The sequence below is a fragment of the Streptomyces sp. NPDC002886 genome (genome assembly GCF_042888445.1).
Taxonomy (GTDB): domain Bacteria; phylum Actinomycetota; class Actinomycetes; order Streptomycetales; family Streptomycetaceae; genus Streptomyces.
In genome coordinates, this window is record NZ_JBIAPV010000004.1 from 1 (window position 1) to 25,281 (window position 25,281).

Annotated in this window: 19 protein-coding genes and 1 pseudogene; 11 read left to right on the forward strand and 9 right to left on the reverse strand. The window is 73.9% G+C overall.

Features of this window, described 5'->3' with window-relative positions; genetic code table 11:
* The first annotated feature begins 241 nt into the window (after positions 1-241).
* Complete coding sequence (bla, locus tag ACFYYB_RS18445) at positions 242-1,168, forward strand: class A beta-lactamase (RefSeq protein ID WP_389436247.1); 927 nt, start codon at positions 242-244, stop codon at positions 1,166-1,168.
* A 39-nt stretch (positions 1,169-1,207) separates the two neighbouring features.
* Here bla and ACFYYB_RS18450 read toward each other — a convergent pair whose 3' ends face one another.
* On the reverse strand, positions 1,208-2,113 hold the full coding sequence (locus tag ACFYYB_RS18450) for a D-hexose-6-phosphate mutarotase (protein ID WP_389436248.1): 906 nt from the start codon (positions 2,111-2,113) through the stop codon (positions 1,208-1,210).
* A 132-nt stretch (positions 2,114-2,245) separates the two neighbouring features.
* On the opposite strand from ACFYYB_RS18450, the gene ACFYYB_RS18455 reads away from it, so the two are divergent.
* The 3 genes from ACFYYB_RS18455 (at position 2,246) to ACFYYB_RS18465 (ending at position 7,893) form a co-directional block, all read left to right on the forward strand.
* A complete protein-coding gene (locus tag ACFYYB_RS18455; protein ID WP_389436249.1) occupies positions 2,246-6,046 on the forward strand; it encodes a hypothetical protein in 3,801 nt (1,266 codons plus the stop codon).
* A gap of 177 nt (positions 6,047-6,223) precedes the next feature.
* Positions 6,224-7,153 (forward strand): hypothetical protein, encoded by a 930-nt coding sequence (locus ACFYYB_RS18460; protein WP_389436250.1) that lies wholly within the window; start codon positions 6,224-6,226, stop codon positions 7,151-7,153.
* A 53-nt stretch (positions 7,154-7,206) separates the two neighbouring features.
* The gene (locus ACFYYB_RS18465) at positions 7,207-7,893 is read left to right on the forward strand and encodes a DUF4230 domain-containing protein (protein ID WP_389436251.1); all 687 of its coding nucleotides are present in this window, start codon (positions 7,207-7,209) and stop codon (positions 7,891-7,893) included.
* Between the two features lie 19 nt (positions 7,894-7,912).
* Here the strand turns inward: ACFYYB_RS18465 and ACFYYB_RS18470 are convergent, their stop codons facing one another.
* Positions 7,913-8,650 (reverse strand): SAM-dependent methyltransferase, encoded by a 738-nt coding sequence (locus ACFYYB_RS18470; protein WP_389437201.1) that lies wholly within the window; start codon positions 8,648-8,650, stop codon positions 7,913-7,915.
* A gap of 111 nt (positions 8,651-8,761) precedes the next feature.
* Between ACFYYB_RS18470 and ACFYYB_RS18475 the strand changes: the two genes are divergently transcribed.
* Together ACFYYB_RS18475 and ACFYYB_RS18480 are read left to right on the forward strand one after the other, a co-directional pair.
* Positions 8,762-10,138, forward strand: coding sequence for a 2-isopropylmalate synthase (locus ACFYYB_RS18475; protein WP_389436252.1), 1,377 nt, complete (start codon positions 8,762-8,764; stop codon positions 10,136-10,138).
* A 13-nt stretch (positions 10,139-10,151) separates the two neighbouring features.
* Positions 10,152-10,817 carry a hypothetical protein gene (locus ACFYYB_RS18480; RefSeq protein ID WP_389436253.1) on the forward strand — a complete coding sequence of 222 codons (666 nt, stop codon included), beginning with the start codon at positions 10,152-10,154 and terminating at the stop codon, positions 10,815-10,817.
* Between the two features lie 32 nt (positions 10,818-10,849).
* Here the strand turns inward: ACFYYB_RS18480 and ACFYYB_RS18485 are convergent, their stop codons facing one another.
* From ACFYYB_RS18485 to ACFYYB_RS18495, 3 genes and pseudogenes are all read right to left on the reverse strand, one after another.
* Complete coding sequence (locus ACFYYB_RS18485; protein WP_389436254.1) at positions 10,850-11,914, reverse strand: WD40/YVTN/BNR-like repeat-containing protein; 1,065 nt, start codon at positions 11,912-11,914, stop codon at positions 10,850-10,852.
* 187 nt (positions 11,915-12,101) lie between these two features.
* A complete protein-coding gene (locus ACFYYB_RS18490; protein WP_389436255.1) occupies positions 12,102-12,803 on the reverse strand; it encodes a beta-glucanase in 702 nt (233 codons plus the stop codon).
* Between the two features lie 110 nt (positions 12,804-12,913).
* Positions 12,914-13,174 (reverse strand): annotated as a pseudogene (locus tag ACFYYB_RS18495) (cytidine deaminase); the annotation flags it as partial.
* Positions 13,175-13,273: 99 nt separating this feature from the next.
* Here ACFYYB_RS18495 and ACFYYB_RS18500 point away from each other — a divergent pair.
* The gene (locus ACFYYB_RS18500; RefSeq protein ID WP_389436256.1) at positions 13,274-14,032 is read left to right on the forward strand and encodes a GNAT family N-acetyltransferase; all 759 of its coding nucleotides are present in this window, start codon (positions 13,274-13,276) and stop codon (positions 14,030-14,032) included.
* Here ACFYYB_RS18500 and ACFYYB_RS18505 read toward each other — a convergent pair.
* Genes ACFYYB_RS18505 through ACFYYB_RS18515 form a run of 3 tightly spaced genes read right to left on the reverse strand, consistent with a single transcriptional unit; the run spans position 13,942 to position 21,338 of the window.
* Entirely contained in the window at positions 13,942-14,748 is an 807-nt protein-coding gene (locus ACFYYB_RS18505; protein WP_389436257.1) for an N-formylglutamate amidohydrolase, read from the reverse strand. The genes ACFYYB_RS18500 and ACFYYB_RS18505 overlap by 91 nt on opposite strands.
* 51 nt (positions 14,749-14,799) lie before the next feature.
* Positions 14,800-17,316 (reverse strand): SpoIIE family protein phosphatase, encoded by a 2,517-nt coding sequence (locus ACFYYB_RS18510; protein ID WP_389436258.1) that lies wholly within the window; start codon positions 17,314-17,316, stop codon positions 14,800-14,802.
* On the reverse strand, positions 17,313-21,338 hold the full coding sequence (locus tag ACFYYB_RS18515) for a HAMP domain-containing protein (protein WP_389436259.1): 4,026 nt from the start codon (positions 21,336-21,338) through the stop codon (positions 17,313-17,315). The genes ACFYYB_RS18510 and ACFYYB_RS18515 overlap by 4 nt, the downstream gene beginning before the upstream one ends.
* 340 nt (positions 21,339-21,678) lie before the next feature.
* On the opposite strand from ACFYYB_RS18515, the gene ACFYYB_RS18520 reads away from it, so the two are divergent.
* Positions 21,679-22,200 carry an ATP-binding protein gene (locus ACFYYB_RS18520; protein ID WP_389436260.1) on the forward strand — a complete coding sequence of 174 codons (522 nt, stop codon included), beginning with the start codon at positions 21,679-21,681 and terminating at the stop codon, positions 22,198-22,200.
* A gap of 31 nt (positions 22,201-22,231) precedes the next feature.
* Here the strand turns inward: ACFYYB_RS18520 and ACFYYB_RS18525 are convergent, their stop codons facing one another.
* A complete protein-coding gene (locus ACFYYB_RS18525; RefSeq protein WP_327308875.1) occupies positions 22,232-22,576 on the reverse strand; it encodes an STAS domain-containing protein in 345 nt (114 codons plus the stop codon).
* 210 nt (positions 22,577-22,786) lie between these two features.
* Between ACFYYB_RS18525 and ACFYYB_RS18530 the strand changes: the two genes are divergently transcribed.
* Genes ACFYYB_RS18530 through ACFYYB_RS18540 form a run of 3 tightly spaced genes read left to right on the forward strand, consistent with a single transcriptional unit; the run spans position 22,787 to position 25,127 of the window.
* Positions 22,787-23,713, forward strand: a complete 927-nt coding sequence (locus tag ACFYYB_RS18530; protein WP_389436261.1) for a SigB/SigF/SigG family RNA polymerase sigma factor — start codon at positions 22,787-22,789, stop codon at positions 23,711-23,713.
* Positions 23,714-23,722: 9 nt separating this feature from the next.
* Complete coding sequence (locus ACFYYB_RS18535) at positions 23,723-24,157, forward strand: STAS domain-containing protein (RefSeq protein ID WP_389436262.1); 435 nt, start codon at positions 23,723-23,725, stop codon at positions 24,155-24,157.
* Positions 24,158-24,170: 13 nt separating this feature from the next.
* Positions 24,171-25,127: an anti-sigma factor RsbA family regulatory protein gene (locus ACFYYB_RS18540; protein ID WP_389436263.1), complete on the forward strand. Its 957-nt coding sequence runs from the start codon at positions 24,171-24,173 to the stop codon at positions 25,125-25,127.
* Positions 25,128-25,281 lie beyond the last annotated feature (154 nt).

Genomic DNA, 25,281 nt, shown 5'->3' on the forward strand with positions numbered 1-25,281 from the left:
GGGACGTTTAAGGACTACTATCCCGCCTCGTATGTGACCTAGGCCCTGTGGGGCGGGTCACCGCCACAAGGACCGGATCTCACCCTCCGTGCCTGGCCGTACCCTTCTCAGGGGAAGGTGAGGCGGCCCTACGGCCCCCGGATCGAAGGCCACGTACCGCGCATCCGTTGGGAACCATCGCCGCGGGACATGCGTGGGTGAAGGTTGAGATCTTGGTCCGGAGAGGAAGAGGACGACGACCGTGAACAACACAGGGAAGAGCCCGTCCCGACGCACCCTGCTCGCCCTCGGGGCCGGAGCGGCGCTGGCGGCCTCGCTGCCGGCGGGCGGCAGCGCGTTCGCCGCGAGCGGCTCCGGCAGCGGTGCCGTGGCGCGCCGGCTGGCGGACCTGGAGCGGGAGCACTCCGCCCGCCTGGGCGTGTACGCCCGCGACACCGCCACCGGCCGCACCGTGCGCTACCGGGCTCAGGAACGCTTCCCGATCTGCTCGGTCTTCAAGACCCTGGCCGTGGCCGCCGTACTGCGCGACCTCGACCGGGACGGGGAGTTCCTGGCCAAGCGCATCCACTACACCGCCCAGGAGGCGGCCGCCTCCGGGCACGCGCCGATCACCGGCCTGCCGGAGAACCTCGCCCGCGGGATGACGATCGAGGAGCTGAGCGATGCCACGATCCGCTTCAGCGACAACGCCGCCGCCAACCTCCTGCTGCGCGAGCTGGGCGGTCCCGCCGCCGTCACCCGATTCGCCCGCTCCGCCGGGGACGCGAGCACCCGTCTGGACCGGTGGGAACCGGACCTGAACAGCGCCGAGCCCGGGCGGGTCACCGACACGACCACCCCGTACGCCATCGGGCGGACCTACGAACGGCTCACCCTCGGGACCGCCCTCGGGGCGGCGGACCGGCGGCGGCTCACCGGCTGGCTGCTCGGCAACACCACGGGCGGCGAGCGGCTGCGGGCCGGGCTGCCGGGAGGCTGGACCGTGGCGGACAAGACGGGCGCGGGCTCGTACGGGACCAACAATGACGTGGCCATCGCCTGGCCCCCCGGTCGGGCACCCCTCGTCATCGCCGTCCTGACGACCAAGCCCGATCCCGGCGCCGCGCCCGACAACCCCCTCATCGCCCGGACCGCGGCGCTCCTCGCCGCCGCGCTGACCGGGAACTGACCCGGACCCGAGGCGCTCCCGGAGCGGGAGGCCCCGCTCTCAGTGCTCCGTCATCCGAAGCTCCACCGCCAGCCGGCCCGGCCGCCCCTCTTTCGCCACCAGCGGGCGGCCCACCCGGGCGGTCTCCGCGCACAGGAAGCGCAGGTGCTCCTGCGGCGCGACGTCGGCCATGCCCCGGGCGAGTTCCGCGCCCGGGTTCCAGACCACCACGTCGCTGTGGTCGTGGTGGGTGAGGGCGACGATCCTTCCCAGCACCTCGTCGCGCACCGTCGTGACGGGCGCCGGCGCCGTCTGGAACCGCTCGACGTGGTCCACGGGGGTCAGCGTGCCGTCCTCGTCCTCGTAGTGGCGCCGGGTGAGCCCATCGGTGTGTTCGGGGCCGAGGCCCGCGAGGTGGGCCCGGCCGAGGTCGCCGATGCGTACGTAGGTGTGGAGCGCGGCGGTGGCGGTGTGGTCGCCGCGGTCCTCGATCTCGATGAGGCAGGTGTCGGTCAGGGTGTACCGCGCCACGAGGACGAACTCCTCGGGCCACACGGCGCGGGTCGCCGGCGAGGGACGCAGCGTGCATTCCACGACGACCCGGTCGGCGTCGTCCTCCCATGCCGTCAGCTCCCAGTCCCTGGTCCGTGCGAACCCGTGCGAGGGCGAGCCGGCGGGGCCCGACGGGCCGAACCACGGCCAGCACAGCGGGACGCCGCCGCGCACGGCCGTTCCGCGCCGCCACAGGTCCGGGTCGGCGGACCACAGGACGCCCGGGTCGTCGGAACGGGCGGCGGCAGGGCGCCAGGTGACCAGTTGTCCGCCCTGGAGGCTCACGCACGCCTGTCCGGCGCGCGGGTGGTCCACGACGAGAACGGGGAAGTCCGCGTACCTGCGGCGGGTGAGGGCCGGGGAGAGCTGCTCCTCGACGGGCAGGGTCCGGAACTTCTCGAAGATCTGATCCATGCCCCGACCTTGCTTGACGGCGCAGACCGGGTCAAATCTTCTCGGTCGTGAGGGGCGTTCGGTTCGTGGTGCTGGCGGCCGTGAACCTTAATTTCCTCGCTCCTCTTCCACCCCCTCTTGCACGATGGCCACATGAGCACCTCCCCGCAGCCCCCGCACGACTCCGCCCGGCCCGGTCGGGAAGCCGCGGCCCGGCTCCTCGCCTCGCTCGCTCCGCTCGCCCACCGCGAGCGGGTCCGCACGGCCGTCGCCCGGGTGCGCGCACTTCCCCCGGCCGAGGTGCCCGACCTGCTCGCGGAGCTCGCCGACCCCGGCCGCCACGTCCCGGACACCCGGGCCACGGCCCTGATCTGCGCCCGCGCCGTCCCCTCCGACCCGGCTCACGGTGCGCGGCTCGCGGATCTGCTCGTCGCGGGGCTCACCGATCCGCACGGGGCCGTACGCGCCCAGGCGCTGGTCGCGCTCCGCAGCGGCCGCATACGTCCCAGCGCGGATGCCCTGCTGACCGGCCGGGTCACGGCCGCGGCCCGGGAGCAGCTCGTCGTCGCGCTTCTCCGGACCCCGGCGCCCCTGCCCGCCGCGCTGACCGATGCCCTGATCGACTCCGTCCGCGCGACCTGGGGCGACCGCGAGGCGGCCCGGCTGCTGCCCGCCTGCTCCCCCGCGACCGTGCGGCGGGTGCTGCCGGGGCTGCGGCACGCCCTGCACTCCTGGCTGCCGTTGGCGCGCCGGGTGCCCGAAGTCGTGTACGAGACCGTGGTCCGGGAGGCCGAGTCGCAGGCCCCGGCCGCGCGGCAGACCTGGTGGCTGACCGCGGCGCACGGTCCCCTGGGCGCGCTGGCGCAGGTCGACCCGGGCGCGACGCTGGACCTGTTCGAGCGGGTCGGCCCCGAGCGGCTCACGGCCGGGCTGGTGCCGTACCTGCCCGGGTTCGTCGCCCACCGGCCCCGGCTCGCGGCGCGGTTGTGGGGCCAGGGCCGTCTCGTACTCGATGCGCGGACCCTGTCCGGCAAGGGTGTGCGCCGGTTCGTCGCCGCCGTCCCCGAGGACGAACTCGTGGCGGCCGTCCGCGGGGCGGCCGCCCCCGCCGCGGTGCTCGCGGCGCTCCTGCCCGCCCTCCCGCCGGGACGGCGCCGGGCGGTCCTCGACGCGGTCCGGACCGAGCGGGGCGCTGGCCCAGCCCTTCCCGACGGCTCCGAGACCGCGGCGCTCCCGCCCGAGCTGATGCGCGTACTGCCCGCCCGGGACGCCGCTCACTTCGCCCGCCACGCCCTCGAACGGGCACGGGCCCGGGGCGCCGAGCCGATCGAGCTTCTGGTGCTCCGGGGCTTCCTGCCGTACGAGGCCGAGGCCGCCGCGCTCCGGGAGGACACCCGCCGGGCCGACTCCGGGGAACGCGCCGCCGCCTGGAGCGCCCTGGTGCGCGCGGCGGGCCGGGCACGGTGCCCGGAGGCGACCTCCGAGGTCCTGACGGAACTGTCCCGCCTGCGCTCGGAACAGGATCCGGTCCGCCAGAGCGCCGTGGGCGCTCTGCTCGCCCTGCGGACGCACACGTTCACGGCGGCGGCGGTGCCCGCGCTGGAGCGGATCGCCTCGGACGCGCTCGCCGCGCGGGACCTCTCGCACGGCACCCTCGCGCCCCTGACCCGTCTCGCGGGCCGCCTGCTGCACGCGGCCGGGGAGGGGACAGACGACACCGATGGCGCCGAGCTGCCGGCGGTCGCCGCGTGGGCGGTCCGCACGCTGGTCCGTGCGGACGGCCCCGACGTGCTCGGCGGCGGATCCGTCAGGTTCGTGGCGCAGGCCCTGGGCACGTCGCCGCCGGCCACCGCGGCCCGGGCGCTGCTCGACGCCGTGCGACCCGTGGTGACGGAGTCCCTCGACGCGGGCGATCCCGTACCCGCGCTCTCCCTCGCCAAGTCCCTTTCCTCTTCCCCCTCCCCGCAGCCGCGTTGGGAACGGGCCGAGCCCTGGCTCGCGGAAATCGTGGAGCGGATCGCGCTGACCGGCGAGCGCGGGCCGGCGGAGCGCGCCTGCGCGCTGTGGCTGGCCTCGGCCGGTCCCCGGGCCGAGCGGGTCCGCACCCTGCTCGCCGCGGACCCGTCCGCCGTCCTGCTGCCCGGCGTGGTGGACCTCGTGGCGCGTCAGGCCGACGACCTGATGCCGGTTCTCACCTCGACGCCCCTGGACTCGCCTCCCCCCGGCCGCTTCCACGGTCCGGGGCGGGCCGCGGGCGAGTTCCCGCGGCAGGTCCTGCCCCCGGTACGGGCGTACGCGCACCGGTGGACCGACGCGACGTGCGCGGCCGTGACCGACTGGCTCGCGGCCGGGCTGCGGGCCCGGGCGCATCCGGAGCGGTCCCCCGGTGACGAACTCCTGCGCGAGCTCGCGGCGGTGCCGGGCGGCGGTGGGCTCGCGGCCGTACGGGAGGCCGCGGCATCGGCACACGTCCCCACGGCCGAGGCGGCCCTGGCGGCGCTGCCCGGCGCCGACCGGCCCGGCCTGGTCCTGCCCGACCTGCTCGCGCGGGCCGACGGGGACCGGGCGCGCGTCGCCGTGTACGGCATCGGACGGATCTGCTCGCACGTACCGCCGTCGGAGCTCGCGGAGCGGTTCCGGCCGGTGCTGGAGCGGGCGACGGGCACCAAGGTGACGAGCCGCAAGGAGATCGTCCGACTGGCGGCGGACCGGCTGCCGGCGGCGCTCGCCGGCGAGTTGCTGGTGGCGGCGTTCTCGGCGCCGGGGCAGCACCGCGACGTACGGGCCGCGGCGGTGACGCGGGCGGCGCGGCTGGTCACGCTGGAGCCGGTGGAGGCGTGCCTGCGTGCGGTGGTGCGGGAGGGTTCGCGGGCCGAGCGGGCGGCGCTGCTGCGGGTGCACCCGTTCGATCTCCCGGCGCTGGCGCAGGAGCCCTACGGGGAGCTGGTGGCCGAGGTGTGCCGGCGGATCCTCACGGAGACGCCCGCTCCCCCCGCCGTCCCCGACCGTGCCGGGGCGGACGCGCTCGGCGCTCGGACGGTCGCCGAGGCCTGCCGGGTTCTGCGCCGTTGGGCCCTCGCGGTGCCGACCGTCGTGGACGCGGGCCTGCTGCCTCGTCTGGCGATCGAGCCGCAGAGCCCCGAGGTCGTGTGGAGAGCCGCCCTGGAGGCGGTCGTGGAGGCGGCACGGGACGATCCGGACGCGTACGGTCCGCTGCTGGGGGCGGTCACGTCGGCGCTGCTCGGCCGGCACGTACGGGAAGCCGGGGCCGGGGCCGAAGCACGGGTACGGGGGCGCGGCGCGCGGACCGCGGGGTACGAGCGGGGCGACCAGGTCGCACGGATCGAGCGGCTCGAGTCAGCGGGCCGGGTCGACCCGGCCGGACGGGACCCGCGCGATGCCCTGCGCCGGATCGCGGCGCTGGCGGGCGGCCTCGAACGGACGGCCGGGCAGGGCCTGCCCGCGGCCTGCCTGCCCGTCTGGCGGGACGCGGTCGCGTTGATCGCGGAGCAGGACGCGAGCCTGCGGTGGGCCGTCGCGGCCCGTACGGCACTGTGGGACCCGGCCGCGCCCGCGACCGAACGGGCACGGGAGCTCCGGGCGCAGGCCCGCGCGGTACGCGACCGGCCGCTGCTCGCGGCCCGTACGGCGGTGGCGATGGCCCGGCGCTCGCCTCGGGTCTCCGCTGCCGCACTGGCGGAGGCGCGGGACGCGGCGCTGGCGTCGGGGACGCGACGGTTCGCACGCCGCCGGGGCGGCAGGATCCCGCCCCGGGACGGGCTGTTCACGGGCCTGTACGCGGTGGGCCTGGCGGCGGACCACGCGAGCCGGGCGGCGTCGACCGGCGGCGAACTCGGCCCGGCCCTGCAGGTGTTGCGGGACCTCCGGGCACACCCCGTCCCGGAGGTCCGCGACGCGGCGGACGAGGCCCTGACGACTTGGGAGCGGCGCTGACGGCCTGCCTCCCCGTCTGACGACGGCGCGGACCACGGCCCGGAACCGGCCCCGCGCCCGGGCGGCGGTGGCGCAGGGGTCGTACGGCCGGGAGGGGACCGGGGCGGGGGCCAAGGGCCCTCTCGGGGGGACCATCGGCGGGCGGGGGCCGGGCTCGGCGTGGCTAGGGTCGTAGACATGACCACTCAGCGCATCCTCGACCTCGACCGCGACGCTCTCTCCGCCCTGCGCGGCCGCGAGCTGACCCGGGCGGTGGCCGCCGCCGAGGGCCGGACCATGGTGGCCGAGGTCTTCGCCGAGCGCGCCGCGCTCTCCCCGCACCCGGACGGGCGGGGTGTGCACAACGCCGAGCTGGTGGCCGCCTTCGGCGCCGACATCGTCATCCTCAACCTCATCGAGCGGGCCTGGGACGGGGAGCGGCTCGTCATGCCCGGCCTCGGTACGTTCACGTCGTTCACCGATCTCGCCCGCCTGATCGGCCGCCCCGTGGGCGTGAACCTGGAGCCCGGCGACGTCCCGGAGATCCGCCGCGCCACCTCCGAGCACGCCCGGCGCCTCGTCGACATGGGCGCCGCGCTGCTGTGCATCACCGCCAACCCCGGTACGGGCGGCACCTACGACGGCATGGCCCGGGTCACCGAAGAACTGCGCAAGGGGCTCGGCGACGAGGCGGCCCTGTGGTCGGGCAAGATGCACCACGCGGGCTGCCCCGAACGCGTCACCCCCGCGCGGCTGACCGCCCTCGTGGACGCCGGGGCGGACGGCGTCGTCGCTCCGCTGCCGGGCACCCTGCCCGGCATGACCCGCGAGCTGGCCGCGACGGCCGTCGCCACGGTGCAGGACGCGGGCGCGATCGTCATGGGCGCCATCGGCACCAGCCAGGAGGGCTCCCACGCGAACGTGGTGCCGCAACTCGCCCTGAACGCCAAGGAAGCCGGCTTCGACGCCCACCACTTCGGCGACTCCTACCTTCCCGGCATGTGCGACCCCGAGGTCATGTACGCCTACTCGGTGGCCATCCGCGGCCGCCGCCACACCTGGAACCGCATGTCCTTCGCCCCGGGCCGCTCGGCCCACGCCGATGCCGCACCGGGCGGCGCCTGGTAGCCCTGACGCCGGATCCGGGGAGTGGGGCCGCGCGGGGCGGGCATCCGCAAGGCATGGACAACTCAGCGCACGACGCGGAGCGCGAACCCGCCCCGCGAAGAGAGCCGCGGCGGCTGCCGCGGTGGGGACGGGCCGTCGGTGGGCTGGTGGTACTGGGGGTGCTCCTGGTGCTCGCCGGCCGGTTCAGTCTGCTGCCCGGCTTCGGCGATCTGTTCCGCCAGGACACCGTGGACCGTTCGGGTCCCGTCCTGCTCAAGTCCATCCAGGACATGCACCGTTACGAAGGCGCCGCCGGGAACTTCCAGGTCGTGGTGGACCTGGAGAAGGACGCGGCCTTCCTGCCGGACTCCATCCGGGGAACCCGGACCCTCTACGTCGGGGCCGGTTCCGTGAGCGGCTACGTGGATCTGGGCGGGCTCGGCGAGCAGGCCGTCACCGTCGACGAGGAGCGCACCAAGGTTTCGCTCCGGCTGCCCCACGCCGTCCTCGGGACGGCCGCGCTGGACCTGGACCGCTCGTACGCCGTGTCCAAGCAGCGGGGGCTGCTCGACCGGCTGGGCGACCTGTTCACCGACAATCCGGCCGGTGAACAAGCCGTACAGCGGCTGGCCGTTCAGCACATCACGGATGCCGCCCGCGACAGCGGCCTCGCGGAGCGCACGGAGAAGAACACCACCACGATGCTGGAGGGCCTGCTCCGGTCCCTGGGCTTCCGGGAGGTCACGGTCACCTACGTGTGACCCCGCCGGGCGGGACCCTTCAGCCCGACGTCCGGCGCAGGACCAGGGAGACGAAGCCCCAGGTGTCCCGGTAGGTGCGCAGCCATTCGGTGCGGCGGGCGGTGGCCGTGGCCAGCACGTGCTCGCTGTCCGGATCGGCGGGGCGGTCCAGGGCCCAGGAGGCGAGGGATCCCCAGCAGGCCCATTCGTAGTCGTCCAGTTCGCGGCGCGTGCTGACGTGCCCGTGGACGGGGGTCCACCCGTCGGCGACGACCTGGTCCACGGTGGTCGCCAGATCGGCCTGCTCCCCGAAGAGTTCGACGGCTTCCGGGGACGGGGAGCGATCCCAGAATCCCTCGCCGATCAGGACCCGGCCGCCGGGGGCCAGGTGCTTGCCCGCGCCGGCGAGGGTGGGCAGCAGACCGCCGAAGGCATGCGTGGAACCGACGTTGAGCACCAGGTCGAACGGCCGCGCGGAGACGAAGTCCGCGGCCTCCTGGTGGTGGAGGACCAGCCGGTCCCGGACACCGAGGCGGACCGCCGCCTCGTGGGCCTGCGCCAGGGCGTCCTCGGAGACGTCGACCCCCTCGGCGTGCAGCTCGGGGTGGATGGTCAGGGCGCGCAGCAGCCATTCCGCGGTGCCGCACCCCAGATCGAGCACGCGCTCGTCGCCGCGCGGCAGGCCCCGTTCCAGCAGCCGGCGTACCGAGTCGTCGTCGAGCGGGGATTTAATCGGGTGGTCGGCATGGGCGATTCTGGAGATGTGTTCACGGTTCACCGGTGCACCCTGCCAGCCCGCGGAGGCCGTGCGCACCTCGATTTCGATCACGGATCCGAACATTCGTGTACGCCACATCCGCGGATGCCGTGCCCCGTACGATCTCTCCCAGTGGATCTCCACAGCCGCGCGCGGACGCTCAAGTACCGCGTCGAAAAGGGAGCTTGGACGTTGTCGGACGTGGGTGCGGACGTGGGTGCGGGCGTGGGTGCGCGTGCGGTGGGGAGCGGCGTGGACGTGGTGCGGGAGTCGGCCGGTGCCGGACGGGTCGTGCTCTTCGAGGAGTCGGCACGGGACGGCGCGCAGGCGAAGACCTTGATGAGTGCCGGCTTCCGTGTGCGGCTCGCCCGTGAGCAGGGGGCGGTGTTCGGGGCCGACGGTCCCCGGCACGTGGTCTTCGCCGCGGGATTCCCCTCCGTGTGCGGTCAGGAATTCGAGGCGACCCGGCAAGTCGCCCTGGAGGCACAGGAATCGGTGAGTCCGTCCGCGATCTGCCGGGGCACGGTGGAGGACGTGCGGCTGGCACTGAGCGCGGTACGCGGTGCGGCGCACGGGCGGATCATGGTGATCGTGGCCGCCTCGGAGGCCACGGCCCGCGCCCTGGTGCACAGTGACGCCCGCACGGCCCTGGAGCGGGGCCTGGACGTGGTCAAGGAAGCCGTGGACCGCGCCGGCGGCACGGCGGTGGACGTGTGCCTGGTGGACGCGCCGCGCGCGGACCACGCCCTGGTGGCCGAGTACGCCGGCCGGATGACGGCGCAGGGGGCGGCCACGATCGTGCTGGCGGACACCGTCGGCGACCTGCTGCCCGGCCAGACCCGGGACCTGTTCCGGCGGGTGGCCGCCGGTGCCGGTCCGGACACGGTCCTGGTCTCGCACCTCCACAACGACCTCGGCCTGGGCCTCGCCAACACGCTGGCCGCCCTCGAGAGCGGGGCGCGGGTCGCCGCCTGTTCCTGGCTGGGCATGGCCGAGCGCAGCGGCATGGTCGCCACCGAGCAACTGCTCTTCCTCCTCGCGCACGACCGGGCCAAGGCCGCGTACGTCCTGGGGCCGGCCTGCGAGCCGTGGTGGACCGCGCCGGATCTGACGCGGCTGCCCGGCATCGCCCGGATGGTGGCCGCGGAGACCGGGGTGCCGCTCACGGTCACCACTCCGATCGTCGGCACCGGCGTCGCCACGATCTCCACCGGGACCCCCTTCACGCACCCGGGCACCTTCCAGCCCTACGACCCCGAGCAGCATCTGGGCCTCGCGCCGACCGTGGTGCTGACCCACCTCGCCAGTCGGCGCGTCCTGCGCGCGGTCGCCGGACGCCTGGGCCACCACCTGGACCCGGACCAGACCGGTGAGGCCCTGACCTGGGTCAAGGACCGCGCCTACCGCCTTAACCAGGCCCAGATCCCCGACGCGGACTTCGCCGCGTACCTCGAAGACCTCACCGGCGCCACGCCTGTGCCCCACACCCAGACCCAGACCGCACCCTGAACGGACTCACCTCATGTCGGACACCCGCCTTCCGGACACCAACGCCGCCGCCGACGCGCTGCGGGCCGGACGGGCCGTCATCCTGCCCAACCCGAGCCCGCTCACCTACGTCGTCGCCGCCACCACCCCCGGGGCCGTCAACGACGCGAAGGGCCGCCCCACCGGCCAAGAGGTCGCCCTGTGGGTCCATGACGACGCCGTCTGGAGCGACCTCGGCCAGGAACTGGCCCTGACACCGGCCGCGCTGCGCACCGCGTTCGCCCTGCTGCGCGACGAACGGGTCACGCTGCTGGTGCCCGTACGCGCGCAGGCGCGGCCGTCGCCCTGGACCGGACCCGCCCTGCGCGACGGCCACCTCCTGCTGTTCGGCGCACACTGGCGGCCGCTGTCGCCGCTGCTGACGGGCTTTCCGCACCTCTACGTCAGCAGCGCCAACCGGACCGGGCAGCCACCGGCGGACACCGCGGCCCGGGCGGCGGCCATGTTCGGGCCCGGCGTCCCGGTCGTCGACGCCGACGCGCTGCGCCGCCCGGGCACCCCCCACGCGGCCACCACCATGCTGCGCATCGGCGCCGGAGGGGACCTCGCGCACGTACGGGGCGGAGCCCAGGACCGGGCACACGGCCCCGGCCCCGAGGCCTATCTGACGCACCTTCGCGCGGCGTACGCCGGCGGGTGACGCGGGACGGCGGGTGACGCCTGATCCAGTGGTCAGCCCCTGCGCGTCCCTTCCAGACGGCCGACCCGCCCCTTCTCCCCCGCCGCCCAGCAGCCGCCGTCGGCCGTGCAGGCGACCGTGTCGAAGGAGCCCGGGTCGAGCGTGCTCCAGGTGCGGCCGCCGTCCCGGGTCACGTCCGTGCCCGTCGGGCCCACCGCCAGGGCCGTGCCGGCGCCGTACGGAAGCCAGGCCGCGCCCGAACGGTAGGCGGGCGGCGGGGTCGACGCCGGGCTCCAGGTGCGGCCCGCGTCAGTGGACACCGCCGCGGCCTGCGGGGAGGGCTGCCCGGTGCGGTAGTCGCCGCCGACCGCCAGGCCCCTCGTACGGTCCTTGAAGGCCAGGGCGAAGACCCCGCGCGCCGGGTCGCCCGCGGGGAGGGTGGATTCGGCCGCCCGCCAGGTCAGCCCGCGGTCCGCGGAGTGCAGCACCCGTGCGACCGGGCCCCCGCCGGTGGCCAGCCAGACGTCGCGCGGCCCGGCGGACACCAGGCACTGGCCGCTCGCCGCGAAGCCCGCCTCGCCCGGCAGCGCGTCCGGCATTCCGGCATCGGGCAGGACCCGCCAGCTCCGGCCGCCGTCCTCGGTGGACAGGATGCGGAACCTGCCGTCCACCGGGTCGCTCATCGCGAGCCCGTGGCGGGAGTCGAAGAAGGTGAGGCAGTCGTAGAAGGCCCGCGGGTCGGGATTGCGGAAGGTCTCCTTCCATGTGGCGCCGCCGTCCTCCGTGCGCAGGACCCTGGAGGCCTCGCCCTCGCCGATGGACAGGGCCACGGCGCGCCGCCCGTCGAAGGCCTCGATGTCCCGCAGTTCCAGTCCCTCGGCGACGGCCCCGGGCGGTGACACGTCGCGCCAGCTGCGTCCGCCGTCGGAGGTGCGCAGCACGGTCCCCTTCGAGCCGGCCACCCAGGCCGTGGACCGGCTCACGGCGGCCAGTCCCCTGAACCGGGCGTCCTTGCCGGTCTCCTTCAGCGCCCAGCGCGCACCGCGCAGGTCCCGCGACCCGTCCGCGGCCTGCGCCGGGGCGGCCACCACCCCGAGCAGCAGAGCCGCGGCGCACATGCCAACTCCCAGAAGTCTCATGGCGCCGGAAGCTAACGCACCCCGGATTCACCGTCCAGGGCGCTTCCCGGCCACCGGCCGGGGGCGTGGCCTTCCCCTCGACCAGCGGTTCCGCCCGGGAGAGCACGCCGGCGCCGGAGTCGTCTCCCGGCGTCGGACAGGGCGGCGGTCCGGCGGCGTCCTCGTGTCAGAGGAGCAACCCTCGGCGCGTGCGGTACACCCGTAGCCGGGAGACCTCGTAGGACAGTTCCGTGACCCCGGGCTCCGGCGCCGGGTGGTACCGGCCCGCGCAGACGGAGAGGTTGACGATGAGGTGGGCGGACCAGCTCCGCCCCACTCCCCTGCCGTCGCTGAAGACCCGGTCGCCGTTGACCCACCAGATGACCGAGTTCCTCCCGAACTCGACCTTGAGGTCGATCCATGCTCCGGGCCGCACCGCCGGGTCACGGTGATAACGGTGCGCCTCCCGGACGTGGTTGGAGAGTTCGAGGAGGTCCGGGTTGTCGGGGTGGTACTCGAAGACGTCGATCTCCTGGCCTCCGTCGCGCCAGGTCCAGATGGCCGGCCAGGCGCCGAGCCCCTCCGGCAGCCGCACCCGGGCCTCCAGCACGTCTCCGGTGCGCACTTCGAAGCCCTCGTCGCTGCCCTCGGTGGTGAGCAGCCCGCTGTCCCAGTTCCCGTCGGGACGCGGTGTCGCCCGGAAGATCCCGGCGCGGCTGTAGGCGGGGTCATCGGTGAGGTGGTCCAGCTTGTTGTCGCCCGGGTTGACCGGGCCGCCGTCGGGATACGCCCACGAGCGGCCGGCGATCCACTGGGCGGGAGAGGCGAAGTCGGCGGTGAAGACGGGGGTGCGGCGCGGGCGCGGCAGGTTCCGCAGCCGTTCGATCATGTCCGAGAGCATGGCGGATATCTGCCCGCCAGGAGTCGCCGCACACCCGGATCGTCACTTGTGGTGATGAGATAAGCACCCTGAGTTCCCATGGGCCGTCCGGCGGGGCGCTACTCGGCTTCGAGTTGATGGTCGGCCCAGACGTAGGTCTCGGGCAGCAATTCGGCGATGAGGGCGGTGCGGACCCGGCCGCCCTTGCCCACGATCACCTTCAGGGTGGGGAAGTAGTCGAGGAGGACTTGCCGGCACCGGCCACGCGGGGGGACGACCCCCCGGTCTCGGTCGCCCACGGCGACGATCGCGTCCAGCTCGTAGGCGCCCTGGGCGGCCGCCGCACCGATGACGACCAGCTCGGCGCAGGGACCTCCGGTGACACGCAAGCCGATATCCACACCTCTGGCCAAGTCGCATCCTCGATATGTAAGGTTCATCCATAGCTACCACCTATTACTCAGCGGGGGCGCGCGGCGATGCCGGACACCAGGATCAATGAGCTCGTACGGATGTGGATCGACGGCTGGGTCGTCTCCCGCGGCAGCTCGGACCCGATCGTCGAGCCGTGGGGGTGGACGATCGACGTCGGGCAGTCCAAGCACGTGGCCCGGCACGTGCTGCCGGAGCCCTCCGAGGCCGATGTGCGCAAGATCGTCGCCGTGACGAGCGCGCCGGGGACCTGGCTGAAGCTGTTCGCCGAGGAGGAGGCGGTCCTGCCCTGGGTCGGACCGGGCTGGCGGAAGGACGTCCCCGGGTTCCTGATGACCTGTCGTCTCGTAGCGGAACGCCCTGAGGTGCCGGCCGGCTACACGCTCACCCGGTGGACCCGGGGCGGCGTCAGCCGCGTGCTGGTCCGCACGCCCGAGGGGCACTTCGCCGCCCGTGGACAGATCGCCCGTGCCGGCGCGCACGCCGTGGTCGACCAGGTCGAGACCGCCGCCGAGCACCGCCGCAAGGGGCTCGGCGGCCTGGTGATGCGCACACTGCAGAGCACCGCGTACGAGACCGGCGCGAGGACCGGCGTCCTGGTCGGCACGCCCGATGGCCAGGCGCTCTACTCCGCGCTGGGCTGGACCACGCGTTCCCCGATGACGAGCCTCTGGTACGAGCCGACCGCGGAAGCCGGCCGGGCCGCCGCGCCCCCCTACGGGAGCAGGTCGTCCACGAGTTCCGTCAGGGCCGCCGCCAGTGCGGCGAGGCCGGGACCGGCGGGACCGCCCGGCTCCGACATGTAGGTGTCCCGGCGGATCTCCACCATCAGCGCGCCGACCCGGTCGTCCTTGCCGTAGTGCTTCAGCGGCACGTACGTACCGCTGAAGGGGCTGTCGAGCCCCGTGCCTCCGAAGCCGGCGAAGGCCTTCCCGGCGGCGGCCAGGAGGCCGGCCGGGGTGTGGAAGGCGTCCGTGCCCAGGCAGATCGGCGGCCGGTGGCCGTCACCGTGGAGTTCGTACGGGAGGCGCGCCGTCGGGTACGAGTGCACGTCGATGATCACGGCTCGCCCGGCGGCCTCCAGCCGGTCCTCCACCGCCCGCGTCATGGCGTGCGCGTACGGGTGGAAGTAGCGGTCGAGCAGAGGCCGGACGTCGAAGCCCTCGGGGCGCAGCCGCTCCCGGTGGGTGGAGTGCGTGTACACCGCCCCCATGCCCACGGCCGTCATCTCCTCGCGCTCGTCGGGGAACCGCTCCGGGTCGATGACCAGCCGGGACAGACCGTTCACGAACCGCCACGGAGTGACGGCGCAGGCGGCCGCGGCCGCCGCGGCGATCTCGGCGGTGTGCGCGTCGGTGATGTGGTCGAGTTCCCGCTCGAGCGCCGGGTCGGACAGGTGGATACCGCGGCGGACGGACTCCGGTATGGCGCGCGAGGAGTGCGGCACGTGCAGGATCACCGGCGACGCCTCGGCGCCGGTGAGGATCTCGAAGGACTCCAGGGACTGGGCTCGGTGGTTCACGTGTCGTTCCTCGGTTCGCTGTGGGGTGATCGGCCTGGCGGGCCGGGGCCGTCAGCCGACCCGGATGCCGATCACGCACGTGTCGTCGTCCGTGTCGGAGCGGCTCTCGGCGAGCAGCCGGTCCAGTTGGCCGTCCAGGTCCCCGGCGGCGGCGGCCGCCGCGTGCACGAGGTGGCCGAGGGACTCCTGTACCGAGGAGTCCCGGCGCTCCACCAGCCCGTCCGTGTACATCAGGAGCGTGTCGTCCGGTTCGAGCTGCACCTCCCGCTCGACGTAGGTGACATCGGGCAGGGCGCCGAGGAGCAGCCCCTCGATGAGCGGGAAGGCCTCCGCCTCCCCGCCCCGGACCAGTACGGGGGGCAGGTGGCCCGCGCGGGCCCAGCGCATCACCCTCGTGCGCGGGTCGAAGAGGCCGCAGACGGCCGTGGCCGTCACGTTCTTGGCCAGGTGATGGGTGACCGTGTTGAGCCAGGACATCAGCTGGGCGGGGCCCGCCCCGGTGACCGCGAGACCGCGCAGGGCGTTGCGCAGGACGACCATGCCGGTGGCCGCCTCGATGCCGTGCCCGGCGACGTCGCCCACCGAGAGCATGATCAGTCCGGAGGGCAGGACCACGGTGTCATACCAGTCTCCGCCGACGAGCGCCTCGATCTCCGCCGGCCGGTAGCGGACGGCGACCCGCAGGCCCGGGGCCTCGATGGCCGGCGGGGTGGGGGGCATGATGGCGTGCTGGAGCTGGAGGGCCAGCCGGCTGCGTTCGGCGGACTCGGCCTCGGTGTGGGCGAGTTGGTCCCGGGTCGCGGCCAGGGCCACCTCGGTCCAGTGCTGGGCGGAGATGTCCTGGTAGGCGCCGCGCACGGTGTGCAGCCGCTGGTCGGCGTCGAGGACGGGCTCGGCGACGACCCGGATGTGACGGGTGATTCCGTCGGGTCTGCGCAGGCGGAGGTTGACGGAGGCGGGGCGGCGGTGGCGCAGCACCGCGCGCAGGAAGCGATGGACGGCCGCGGAGTCGTCGGGGTGCGCGTAGCCGGGGAGTTCGCGCAGCCGGACCGGGGGCGCCGTGGGCGGGAGTCCGTGGAGATCGTAGAGCTGGGCGTTCCAGGTGGTCTCGCCGGTGACGAGGTCCTCTTCGAAGCCGCCGATCCGGCCCAGGCGCTGGGCGTGCTGGAGGAGGCCCGCCAGGCGGGCGGTCTCGTCCTGGATCCGCCAGATCAGCAGGACGGCCGAGCCGTGGCGGCTGACGCTGATGTTGGCGACGGAGGTGATCGGGATCTGGTCGACGAGCGCGGTCAGGCTCATGCGTTCGGCGCGGAAGGGTTCGCCCGTCGCGTGCACGCGCTCGATGATGTCGAAGAGCCCGCTCTCGCCGGCGGCCAGGGGGTAGGCCTCCAGCAGCAGGGCGCCGTTGACGTCGCCGCGCGGACGTCCCACCGGGTCGACGAAGCGGCTGCCGGTGTGCCGGATCCGGAAGTCGGCGAGCCGGCCGTCGGAGTCGAGGACCGGGGTGAGGACGACGGCCGGGTCCTGGAGCCCCTCGGCGAGGTCGATGAGCTCGGCGACGTCCGGGAGGACCGCCTCGGCGGTGGCGGGATCGTGCGGGGGCGCGGCGTCCATGGTGCGGGCGCACAGCTCGGCGAGTGCCTCGACCTGGCGCTCGATCTGGGGTGCCTGTGGCTCCAGGGGCCGCGGCCAGCAGATCTCCAGGACTCCCTGGATCCGTCCGCCCGTGCCCGTGGGCACCGCCATCCGCCCGCCGCCGGGCCACTCGGCGCGGCCGACGGAGGGGAGACCCTCCCGGTCCATGGCGGTGAGGGTGACCAGCCGGCGTTCCCCCAGGGCGAGTCGGGCGACGGTGGAGACGCCCGGGGGGACGTGGCGCCAGCGGGCAGCCTCCCGGGGCGGGAAACCGGCGTGGCCGGCCAGGGCCAGCGACCCGTCGGGCTCCGCGGCCCACACGGCCACCGCCACCGCTCCCAGGGGGCCCAGGGCGTTCGTCAGGAGGGATTCGGCGACCGCCTGGGTGTCGGCGGCGACGGCGAGCACCCCGCTCTCGGCGGTGCGCAGGCGCACGGACACCGCGGACGGCTGCTCGGCCGGGTCCCCGCCGTGCGCCCCTGCGCCAGCGCTGTTGCCCGTAGCCGTAGCCGTAGCCGTACGTTCGACGAACTCCGCGGCGATCTCGCTGACGTGGTCGCGGGAGGCCTGGTTGACGATGTCGGCGGCGAGTTCGAGGGGGGACATCCCGCTCTCGCGGCACAGTACGTCGAGCTGGCGGGCCGCCGCGGCCGGGGTGCAGCGCAGCTGCCCGATGAGGATGCCCTTGGCCAGTTCGACCAAGGCCCGCCCGTCGGCGGCCGCCTGTGCGTCCAGCACCTCTCGGCGCAGACGTTCCACGGTGGCGACGAGACGGCCGAGGGGGGTCGGAGCCTGCTGCGGGATGACGCCCGCGGGGAGGTTGCCGTCCGGTGTTCCCGGCCGGAGCGCATCGTCGTACGGGTGGGCGTCCTCGCACCGGCGGGCGGCTTCGTACCGGTGGGCATCGTCGTGCCGGCGCGTGTCGCCGGTCATCGGGTGAGCCTGCGCCGGATGCGGGCGATGAGGTCGTCGGCGTCCACCGGCTTGGTCACGTAGTCGCTGGCGCCCGCGGCGAGGCTCTTCTCCCGGTCCCCGGGCATGGCCTTGGCCGTGACCGCGATGATGGGCAGGTCCGCGTACTGCGGCATCCGCCTGATCTCGGCGGTCGCGGCGTAGCCGTCCAGTTCGGGCATCATCACGTCCATCAGGACGATGTCGACGCCGGCGTTGCGGACGAGGGCGTCGATGCCCTTGCGGCCGTCCTCGGCGTGGAGCACGCGCATGCCGTGCAGTTCCAGGACCCCGCTGAGCGCGAAGAGGTTGCGCGCGTCGTCGTCGACGACGAGCACCGTGCGTCCGGCCAGGCCGCTTTCGGGCACGTGATCGGCGGGCCGGCGCCGCGCGTCGCCGTGCACCAGCGGCAGGACGTCCCCGGGCTGTTCGGCGGACAGGTGGAGCGCGATGCGTTCGCGCAGCTCGTCCAGGCTGGAGAGCAGTTCCAGGCGGCGTGACGCGGACCGCCGGCGCAGGGCCTCCTCCTGACCGGGCCGCACCCGCGGGTTGTTGTGGGCGAGGACGGGGAGCGAGGCGAGGGCCGGGTCTCCGTCGAGGGCGTCGAGGAAGCGGAGCGCCTCGCCGTCGGGCAGGTCCAGTTCCAGGACGACGCAGTGGAAGGAGTGCGCCGCCAGGGCGGCGGCCGCCTCTCGGGAGCCGGTGGCGGTGACCACGTGAATGCCGCCCCGCTCCCCCGGCGTCAGGTGGCCGGGGGCGAAGTCCCGCTCGGCGCTCTCGGCGACGAGGGAGAGCAGGCCGTTCGGCCGCTCCTCGATCACCAGCAGGCGCCGGGGCCGCCGCTGCTCCGGGAGGACGGGCCGGGCCGGACGGCCGCCCCGCTCCGCCGACGTCCGGTACGAGGACCCGGACGGGAGCGCCAGGGGGGTCTCGGTGTAGGTGGCGCCCTCGTAGTCCGCGCGACTGACCGGCAGGTAGAGGGTGAAGGTGCTGCCCTGGCCTGGGGCGCTCTCCGCGGTGACGGCCCCGCCGAGGAGCTGGGCGATCTCACGGCTGATGGAGAGCCCGAGGCCGGTGCCGCCGTACTTGCGGCTGGTGGTCCCGTCGGCCTGCTGGAAGGCCCCGAAGACCGACTCCAGTTGCTGTTCGGGGATGCCGATGCCCGTGTCGCGGACCCGGAAGGCCAGCATCGGGCCGCGCCGGGTGAGGCCGGCGGGGATCTCGGGGGCCGCGGCCGGTTCGATGCGGAGCTCGACGCCTCCGCGCTCGGTGAACTTCACGGCGTTCGACAGGAGGTTGCGCAGGATCTGGCGCAGTCGCGAGTCGTCGGTCAGCAGGTCGTCGGGGGCACCGGGGGCCGTGGTGACGGTGAAGTCGAGGCTCTTCTGCGTGGTCATCGGCCGGAAGGTGGCGTCGACGTACTCCAGGAGCTGGGGCAGGTGCACCCGCTCGGGGTTGATGTCCATCTTGCCGGCCTCGACCTTCGACAGGTCGAGGATGTCGTTGATCAGCTGGAGGAGGTCCGAGCCGGCCGAGTGGATGATGCCGGCGTACTCGACCTGCTTGGGGGTGAGGTTGCGCGCGGGGTTCTGGGCGAGCAACTGGGCCAGGATCAGCAGGCTGTTGAGCGGGGTGCGCAGCTCGTGGCTCATGTTGGCCAGGAACTCGGACTTGTAGGTGGAGGCCAGCGACAGCTGTTGCGCGCGGGTCTCCAGCTCCTGCCGGGCCTGCTCGATCTCCAGGTTCTTGGCCTCGATGTCGCTGTTCTGGCTGGCGAGGAGGGCGGCCTTCTCCTCCAGCTCCGCGTTGGAGCGCTGGAGTTCCTCCTGCTGGACCTGGAGTTCCTCGGAGCGGGCCTGGAGTTCGCCGGTCAGCCGCTGGGACTCGCCGAGGAGTTCGTCGGTGCGGGCGTTGGCGACGATCGTGTTGACGTTGGCTCCGATGGCCTCCATCAGCTGGGCCAGGAAGTCGCGGTGCACGGGGTTGAAGGCGGAGAAGGAGGCCAGCTCGATCACGCCGAGGATCTGGTCGTCCACCACGATCGGCAGGATGATCAGGCTGCCCGGGGTGGTGTGGCCCAGCCCGGAGGAGATCACGTACCCGCCCGGGACCTGGTCGGTGGCGATGATCCGGCGGCTGCGGGCCGCCTGGCCGACGAGGGACTCGCCGAGGGCGAAGGCGGCGCCCTCCTGTGCGGCGGCGGAACGCCCGTAGGAGCCGACGAGGGTGAGCACGGTGCCGCCGGGGCGGTCCTCGGCGAGGTAGAAGGCTCCGTACTGGGCGGCGACCAGCGGCGTCAGCTCGTCCATGACGAGTTCGGCGACGGCGCCCAGGTCCCGGTGGCCCTGCATCAGGCCGGAGATGCGGGCCAGGTTCGATTTGAGCCAGTCCTGCTCCTGGTTGGCCCGGGTGCTCTCGCGGAGCGAGCCGACCATGGAGTTGATGTTGTCCTTGAGTTCGGCGACCTCGCCCGAGGCGTCGACCGTGATGGACCGGGTCAGGTCGCCCTCGGCGACCGCGCTGGCCACCTCGGCGATGGCGCGGACCTGGCGGGTCAGGTTGCCGGCCAGCTCGTTGACGTTCTCCGTCAGGCGCTTCCACGTACCGGAGACGCCTTCGACCTCGGCCTGACCGCCGAGGCGGCCCTCGCTGCCCACTTCGCGGGCGACGCGGGTGACCTCGGCGGCGAAAGCGGAGAGCTGGTCGACCATCGTGTTGATGGTGGTCTTCAGCTCCAGGATCTCCCCGCGGGCGTCCACGTCGATCTTCTTGGACAGGTCGCCGTTGGCGACGGCCGTGGTGACGAGGGCGATGTTGCGGACCTGACCGGTGAGGTTGTTGGCCATGGAGTTGACGTTGTCGGTGAGGTCTTTCCAGGTGCCCGCCACGTTGGGGACCTGCGCCTGGCCGCCGAGCCGGCCCTCCGTGCCCACCTCGCGGGCCACCCGGGTCACCTCGTCGGCGAAGGCCGACAGGGTGTCGACCATCGTGTTGATGACACCGGCCAGCGCGGCGACTTCGCCCTTGGCCTCCACCATGATCTTCTGCGAGAGGTCGCCGCGGGCGACGGCGGTGGCCACCTGGGCGATGGAGCGCACCTGTCCGGTCAGGTTGGAGGCCATGACGTTGACGTTGTCGGTGAGGTCCTTCCAGGTGCCCGAGACGCCCCGGACCGTGGCCTGACCGCCCAGGTTGCCCTCGGTGCCGACCTCGCGGGCCACTCGCGTCACCTCGTCGGCGAACGCGGAGAGCTGGTCGACCATCGTGTTGATGGTCTCCTTCAGCTCCAGGATCTCCCCCCGCGCGTCCACCCGGATCTTCTGGGTCAGGTCGCCCTGGGCCACGGCGGTGGTGACCTCGGCGATGGAGCGCACCTGGGCGGTCAGGTTGTCGGCCATGACGTTGACCGACTCCGTCAGGTCCTTCCACGTACCGGAGACGCCCTGGACGTCCGCCTGGCCGCCGAGCCGGCCCTCGGTGCCGACCTCTCGGGCCACCCGGGTGACCTCGCCGGCGAATCCGGAGAGCTGGTCGACCATCGTGTTGATGGTCTCCTTCAGCTCCAGGATCTCTCCGCGCGCGGTGACGTTGATCTTCTGCGAGAGGTCGCCCTTGGCCACGGCGGTGGCGACCTGGGCGATGGAGCGCACCTGGGCGGTCAGGTTTCCGGCCATGAAGTTGACCGAATCCGTGAGGTCCAGCCAGGCGCCGCCGACTCCCGGTACGTCGGCCTGTCCGCCCAGGGTCCCCTCGGTGCCCACCTCGCGGGCGACCCTGGTCACCTCGGAGGTGAACAGGGAGAGCTGGTTGACCATGCCGTTGAAGACGGTGGCGATCTCCCCGAGCAGCCCGTCCGCCGCATCGGGAAGCCGGGTACGGAAGTCCCCGTCGCGCACGGCGGTCAGCCCGGCCAGCAGCCTGCGCAGCTCCGCCTCACCGATCCCGCCCTCACCCGCGAGCGGGGACACCCCGCCCGCCGAACCCACGCCCGCCCGCTCGGCCATCCGCCCCAACCTCACACTCGAAACCGACACTCCGCCGAACGGGACCAGAAGGACCCCCGGCGCCGGGCGCGGTGACGCGCCCGGCTCCGCGGTGATCCGTCTGCGCCGCACCACCGGTCCGGTGAAGGCTAGCGCCGCCGAAGGGACGATAAGGCACGGTCGATCACACCGGGGACAGCGCATCCCGCCTGCGGGAAGGGGAGGGGGCGGGCGGCCTTCCGCACGCGGCCCGAACACGCCTCCGGGCCGCGCGATGTGGACCGCTCGGGGGTGACCCGCCGGGTTGCGGGTAGACGAACTGGTGACACTCGCACACAACGGAAGAAACGGGGTGAAGCGGATGACGGTCAAGGCAGTGGGCTGGGCCCGGTCGTTCCCCGTCTCGCAGGGGGTCCGGGCGGCGCGGGAGTGGACGGCGGGCCATCTGGCGTCGCTGCCGTGGAGCGGTTCGGTGGCCGACACCGTGTACTCCGTGCTGATCTGCGTCTCCGAACTCGTCACCAACGCGCACCTGCACGCGGTCGGGACCGCGCACCTCGTCCTGACCTGGGACGGTTCCTGCCTGCACGTGAGCGTCTCGGACGCCGATCCGCGGGTGCCCCCGTACCGGGAGCCCGACGCCGGCGCGGAAGCCACCTCGGGCCGCGGGCTCGGGATCGTCACCACCCTGGCCGATTCCCTGGACATCCACGCGTCGCACGGCGGGAAGGCCATCACCGCCTGCTTCCGGCCGGGCGGCGGACCGGACCCGCACGGGCCGGAGCCTCGGCGTACCGGGGAACCGCGGCCCACCCGGGAATCGCGGCACACCCGGGAATCTCCCCCGCACCACCGGTGGTCCGGGGCCCCGGAGACCGGATGACCGGGGCCGCGGCCGGGCGGCCGATCCGGGTTCACGTCCCGGCGGCGGCGTCCACGCTCGCGTGGAGGGACAGGACCGTATCGGCTCCGGTCACGGCGAACAGCCGGCGCAACTGCTCGCCGGGGGCGGCGATGCGCAGGGTCGTGAGGCGGTGCAGCCGCAGGAGCAGGTTCAGGAAGGAGGAGTCCCCGAAGGTGATGGAAGCGGCGTCGAGGACCACCAGCGGATGCAGGTCCGCGGCCGCGACAAGAGCCTCCTCCAAGGGAATGAGGGTGTCCTGGTCGAGCTCTCCGCGGGCGACCACCACCCAACCGGCCCCGACCGGGTAGCCGTCCCCGACCACGCCCTGCCCGTATCCGTCCCCTGCTCCGGTCATGTCCGCCTTCCCGGATCGTCCGTCGTATGTCCTTCCCAGGGAGTATGCCTGCTCCTCGCTCCTGCACCACCGCCCCCCGGGCCGCGGCCCCTCTCCGAGCCTCGGCGCGCCACGGGGTGGAACTCCCCTGCCCTCGAAGTGTGTAGACCCGCGAAGGCGGGGCAGAAGCGCTCCCGGCAGCCGTCAGTCAATCGGGAGGGAGCGGCCACCATGAATCGCTCGGCCACCGTCGTGGGCCCCATTCGTGCAGCAGACGCATCGGTACCCGCGTGTGACCTGGAGTCCGCGGGAGCGACCACGCAGGACACCGACCTGATCCGGGTGGAGAACCCGCGGGAGATGGCGCCCTCGGACGCCCGGGAACTCTCGCGGCTCTTCTTCGTGAGGCTGCGCACGCTGGAGGAGGGGACGCGCGAGTACCAGTACACGCGCAACACCCTGATCGAGATGAACCTGTCCCTCGTCCAGTTCGCCGCACGGCGCTTCCGGGCCCGCGTGGTGGGCGGCGGCCTGGACATGGAGGACGTCATCCAGGTCGGAACCATCGGCCTGATCAAGGCCATCGACCGCTACGACACGGAGCGCGAGGTCGAGTTCTCCACCCTCGCCCTGCCGTACATCACGGGTGAGATCAAGCGCTACTTCCGCGACACCACCTGGGCCGTGCACGTACCGCGCCGCCTGCAGGAGCTGCGTACGGAACTCGCCAAGTCCCAGGACGCCCTCAGCGACGTCCTGGGCCGGGCGCCGACGGTCAAGGAGCTGGCCCAGCACCTGGAGTTGTCCGAGGACGAGGTCATCGAGGGGCTGGTGGCCGCGAACGGCTACACGAGCAGTTCCCTCGACGCCGCCACGACCGACGGCGACAGCTCCCCGGTGGCGGGCCGCGGCGCCCGGCCGATGGCGGAGCGCCACGGCTCCGTGGACCCCGGCATGGAACTCTTCGAGGACTTCCACACCCTGGCGCCCCTGCTGGAGGAACTGGACGAACGCGACCGGCTGGTCCTGCGGCTGCGCTTCGGACTGGAGAAGACCCAGGCGGAGATCGGCGCCGAGCTCGGCGTCTCGCAGATGCAGGTCTCCCGCATCCTGTCCCGGACCCTGGCGCGGCTGCGCACCGGCATGCTGGCGGTGTAGGAAGGGACCGTGAACTCCTCATCCGGCGCGCGGGAGCGCGCGGGCTCGTCGGAGCCGGCGGACTCGGCGGCGGCAGGCCCGGAATCGGCGGGCCCGGAATCAGCAACGGCCTCCGGGGCGGCAGCGGGCGCGTGGGCACCGCTGACCGCCCGGCCGTGGCAGGACCGTCCGGGCGCGCGCCTGAGCGGCAGCTGCGACCTCGACACCCGGGAGTGCCTGTCCGCCGCGCTCGGCGTCGTGACCGCGATGCCCGGACCCGTCGTCCATCTCGACCTGTCCGCCGTGGTCTTCCTGGACACGGCCGCGGTCGCCGCGCTCGTACGGGCATCCGCGGCCCTCGGCGGGCAGGGGCGGCGTCTGCTGCTCCACGACCCGCCGTACTCGCTCCGCAAGGTCGTGGAGATGTTCCCGGACGAATGCGCCGCGCTGGAGGTCGCAGCATGATCGAGGTCGCAGCATGATCACTGTTCCTGAGCCCGCCGGGCCCGGGGCCTTCGTCCATCCCGCCTTCTTCTACGAGGACTTCGACGGGTACGTGGCCGGCGTGGGCGCCTTCGTGCGCGCGGCGGTATCGGCCGGCGAACCGGTCCTCGTCGCCGTACCGGGCCAGAGCCTGGACGCCTTGCGCGAGAGCCTCGGCGGGAACGCCGACGGCGTCACCTGGACGGACATGACGGGGCTGGGCCGCAACCCCGGCCGCATCCTGGCCGCCCTGCAGGATTTCGCCGACCTGCACGTGAGCCGGCCGGCCCGGATCGTCGGAGAGCCGATCTGGCCCGGCCGCTCCCCCGCCGAGGTCCTGGAGGCCACCCGGCACGAGGCCCTCATCAACACGGCCTTCGCCGGCCGGCCCGCCACCGTCCTGTGCCCGTACGACGTACGGGGGCTGGCGCCCGAGGTCCTGGCCGACGCCCGCCGCACGCACCCCACCCTCATCGAGGGGGGCTCGGACCTGCCGAGCACGGCGTACACGGACACCGCGCGGGTCTCGGCGGACTGCGACCGGCCGCTGCCCGAACCCGGGGGCGAGGTGCCCTGGTTCGCGTACGCCCACGGAGGGCTGGCCGAGGTGCGCGAGTACGCCGACGCCTGGGCCCGCGGCACCGCTCTGAGCGCGGCGCGGCGCGGCGACCTGGTCCTGGCCGTCAGCGAGGCCGCGGCCAACTCGCTTTCCCACGGGGGCGGGAAGGGCACGCTGCGCCTGTGGGCCACCACCGGGCCCGGTGCGGAAGTCGTCGCCGAGATCCACGACGGGGGCCGCCTGGCGGATCCCCTCGCGGGGCGCCGCCGCCCGTCCCTGGCCTCGGCCAGAGGCGGTCGCGGCCTGTGGATGATCCACCAGCTCTGCGATCTGGTCGAGGTCCGGGCCCTGCCCGACGGCTTCACCTTGAGGCTCCACATGGCGGCGCCCTGACAGGGGAGGTCACCTACACTCGGGGTCTGGCCCGGGTGTCCCCGGGCCGCTCGGGGGCATACGGACAGTCCCGGACACCGGCCACGACCTCGGCGGACGGTCTTCCGGGAACAGCGAGCAGAGCAGCGTCGGCACGGGGGTGCGAGAGCACGGT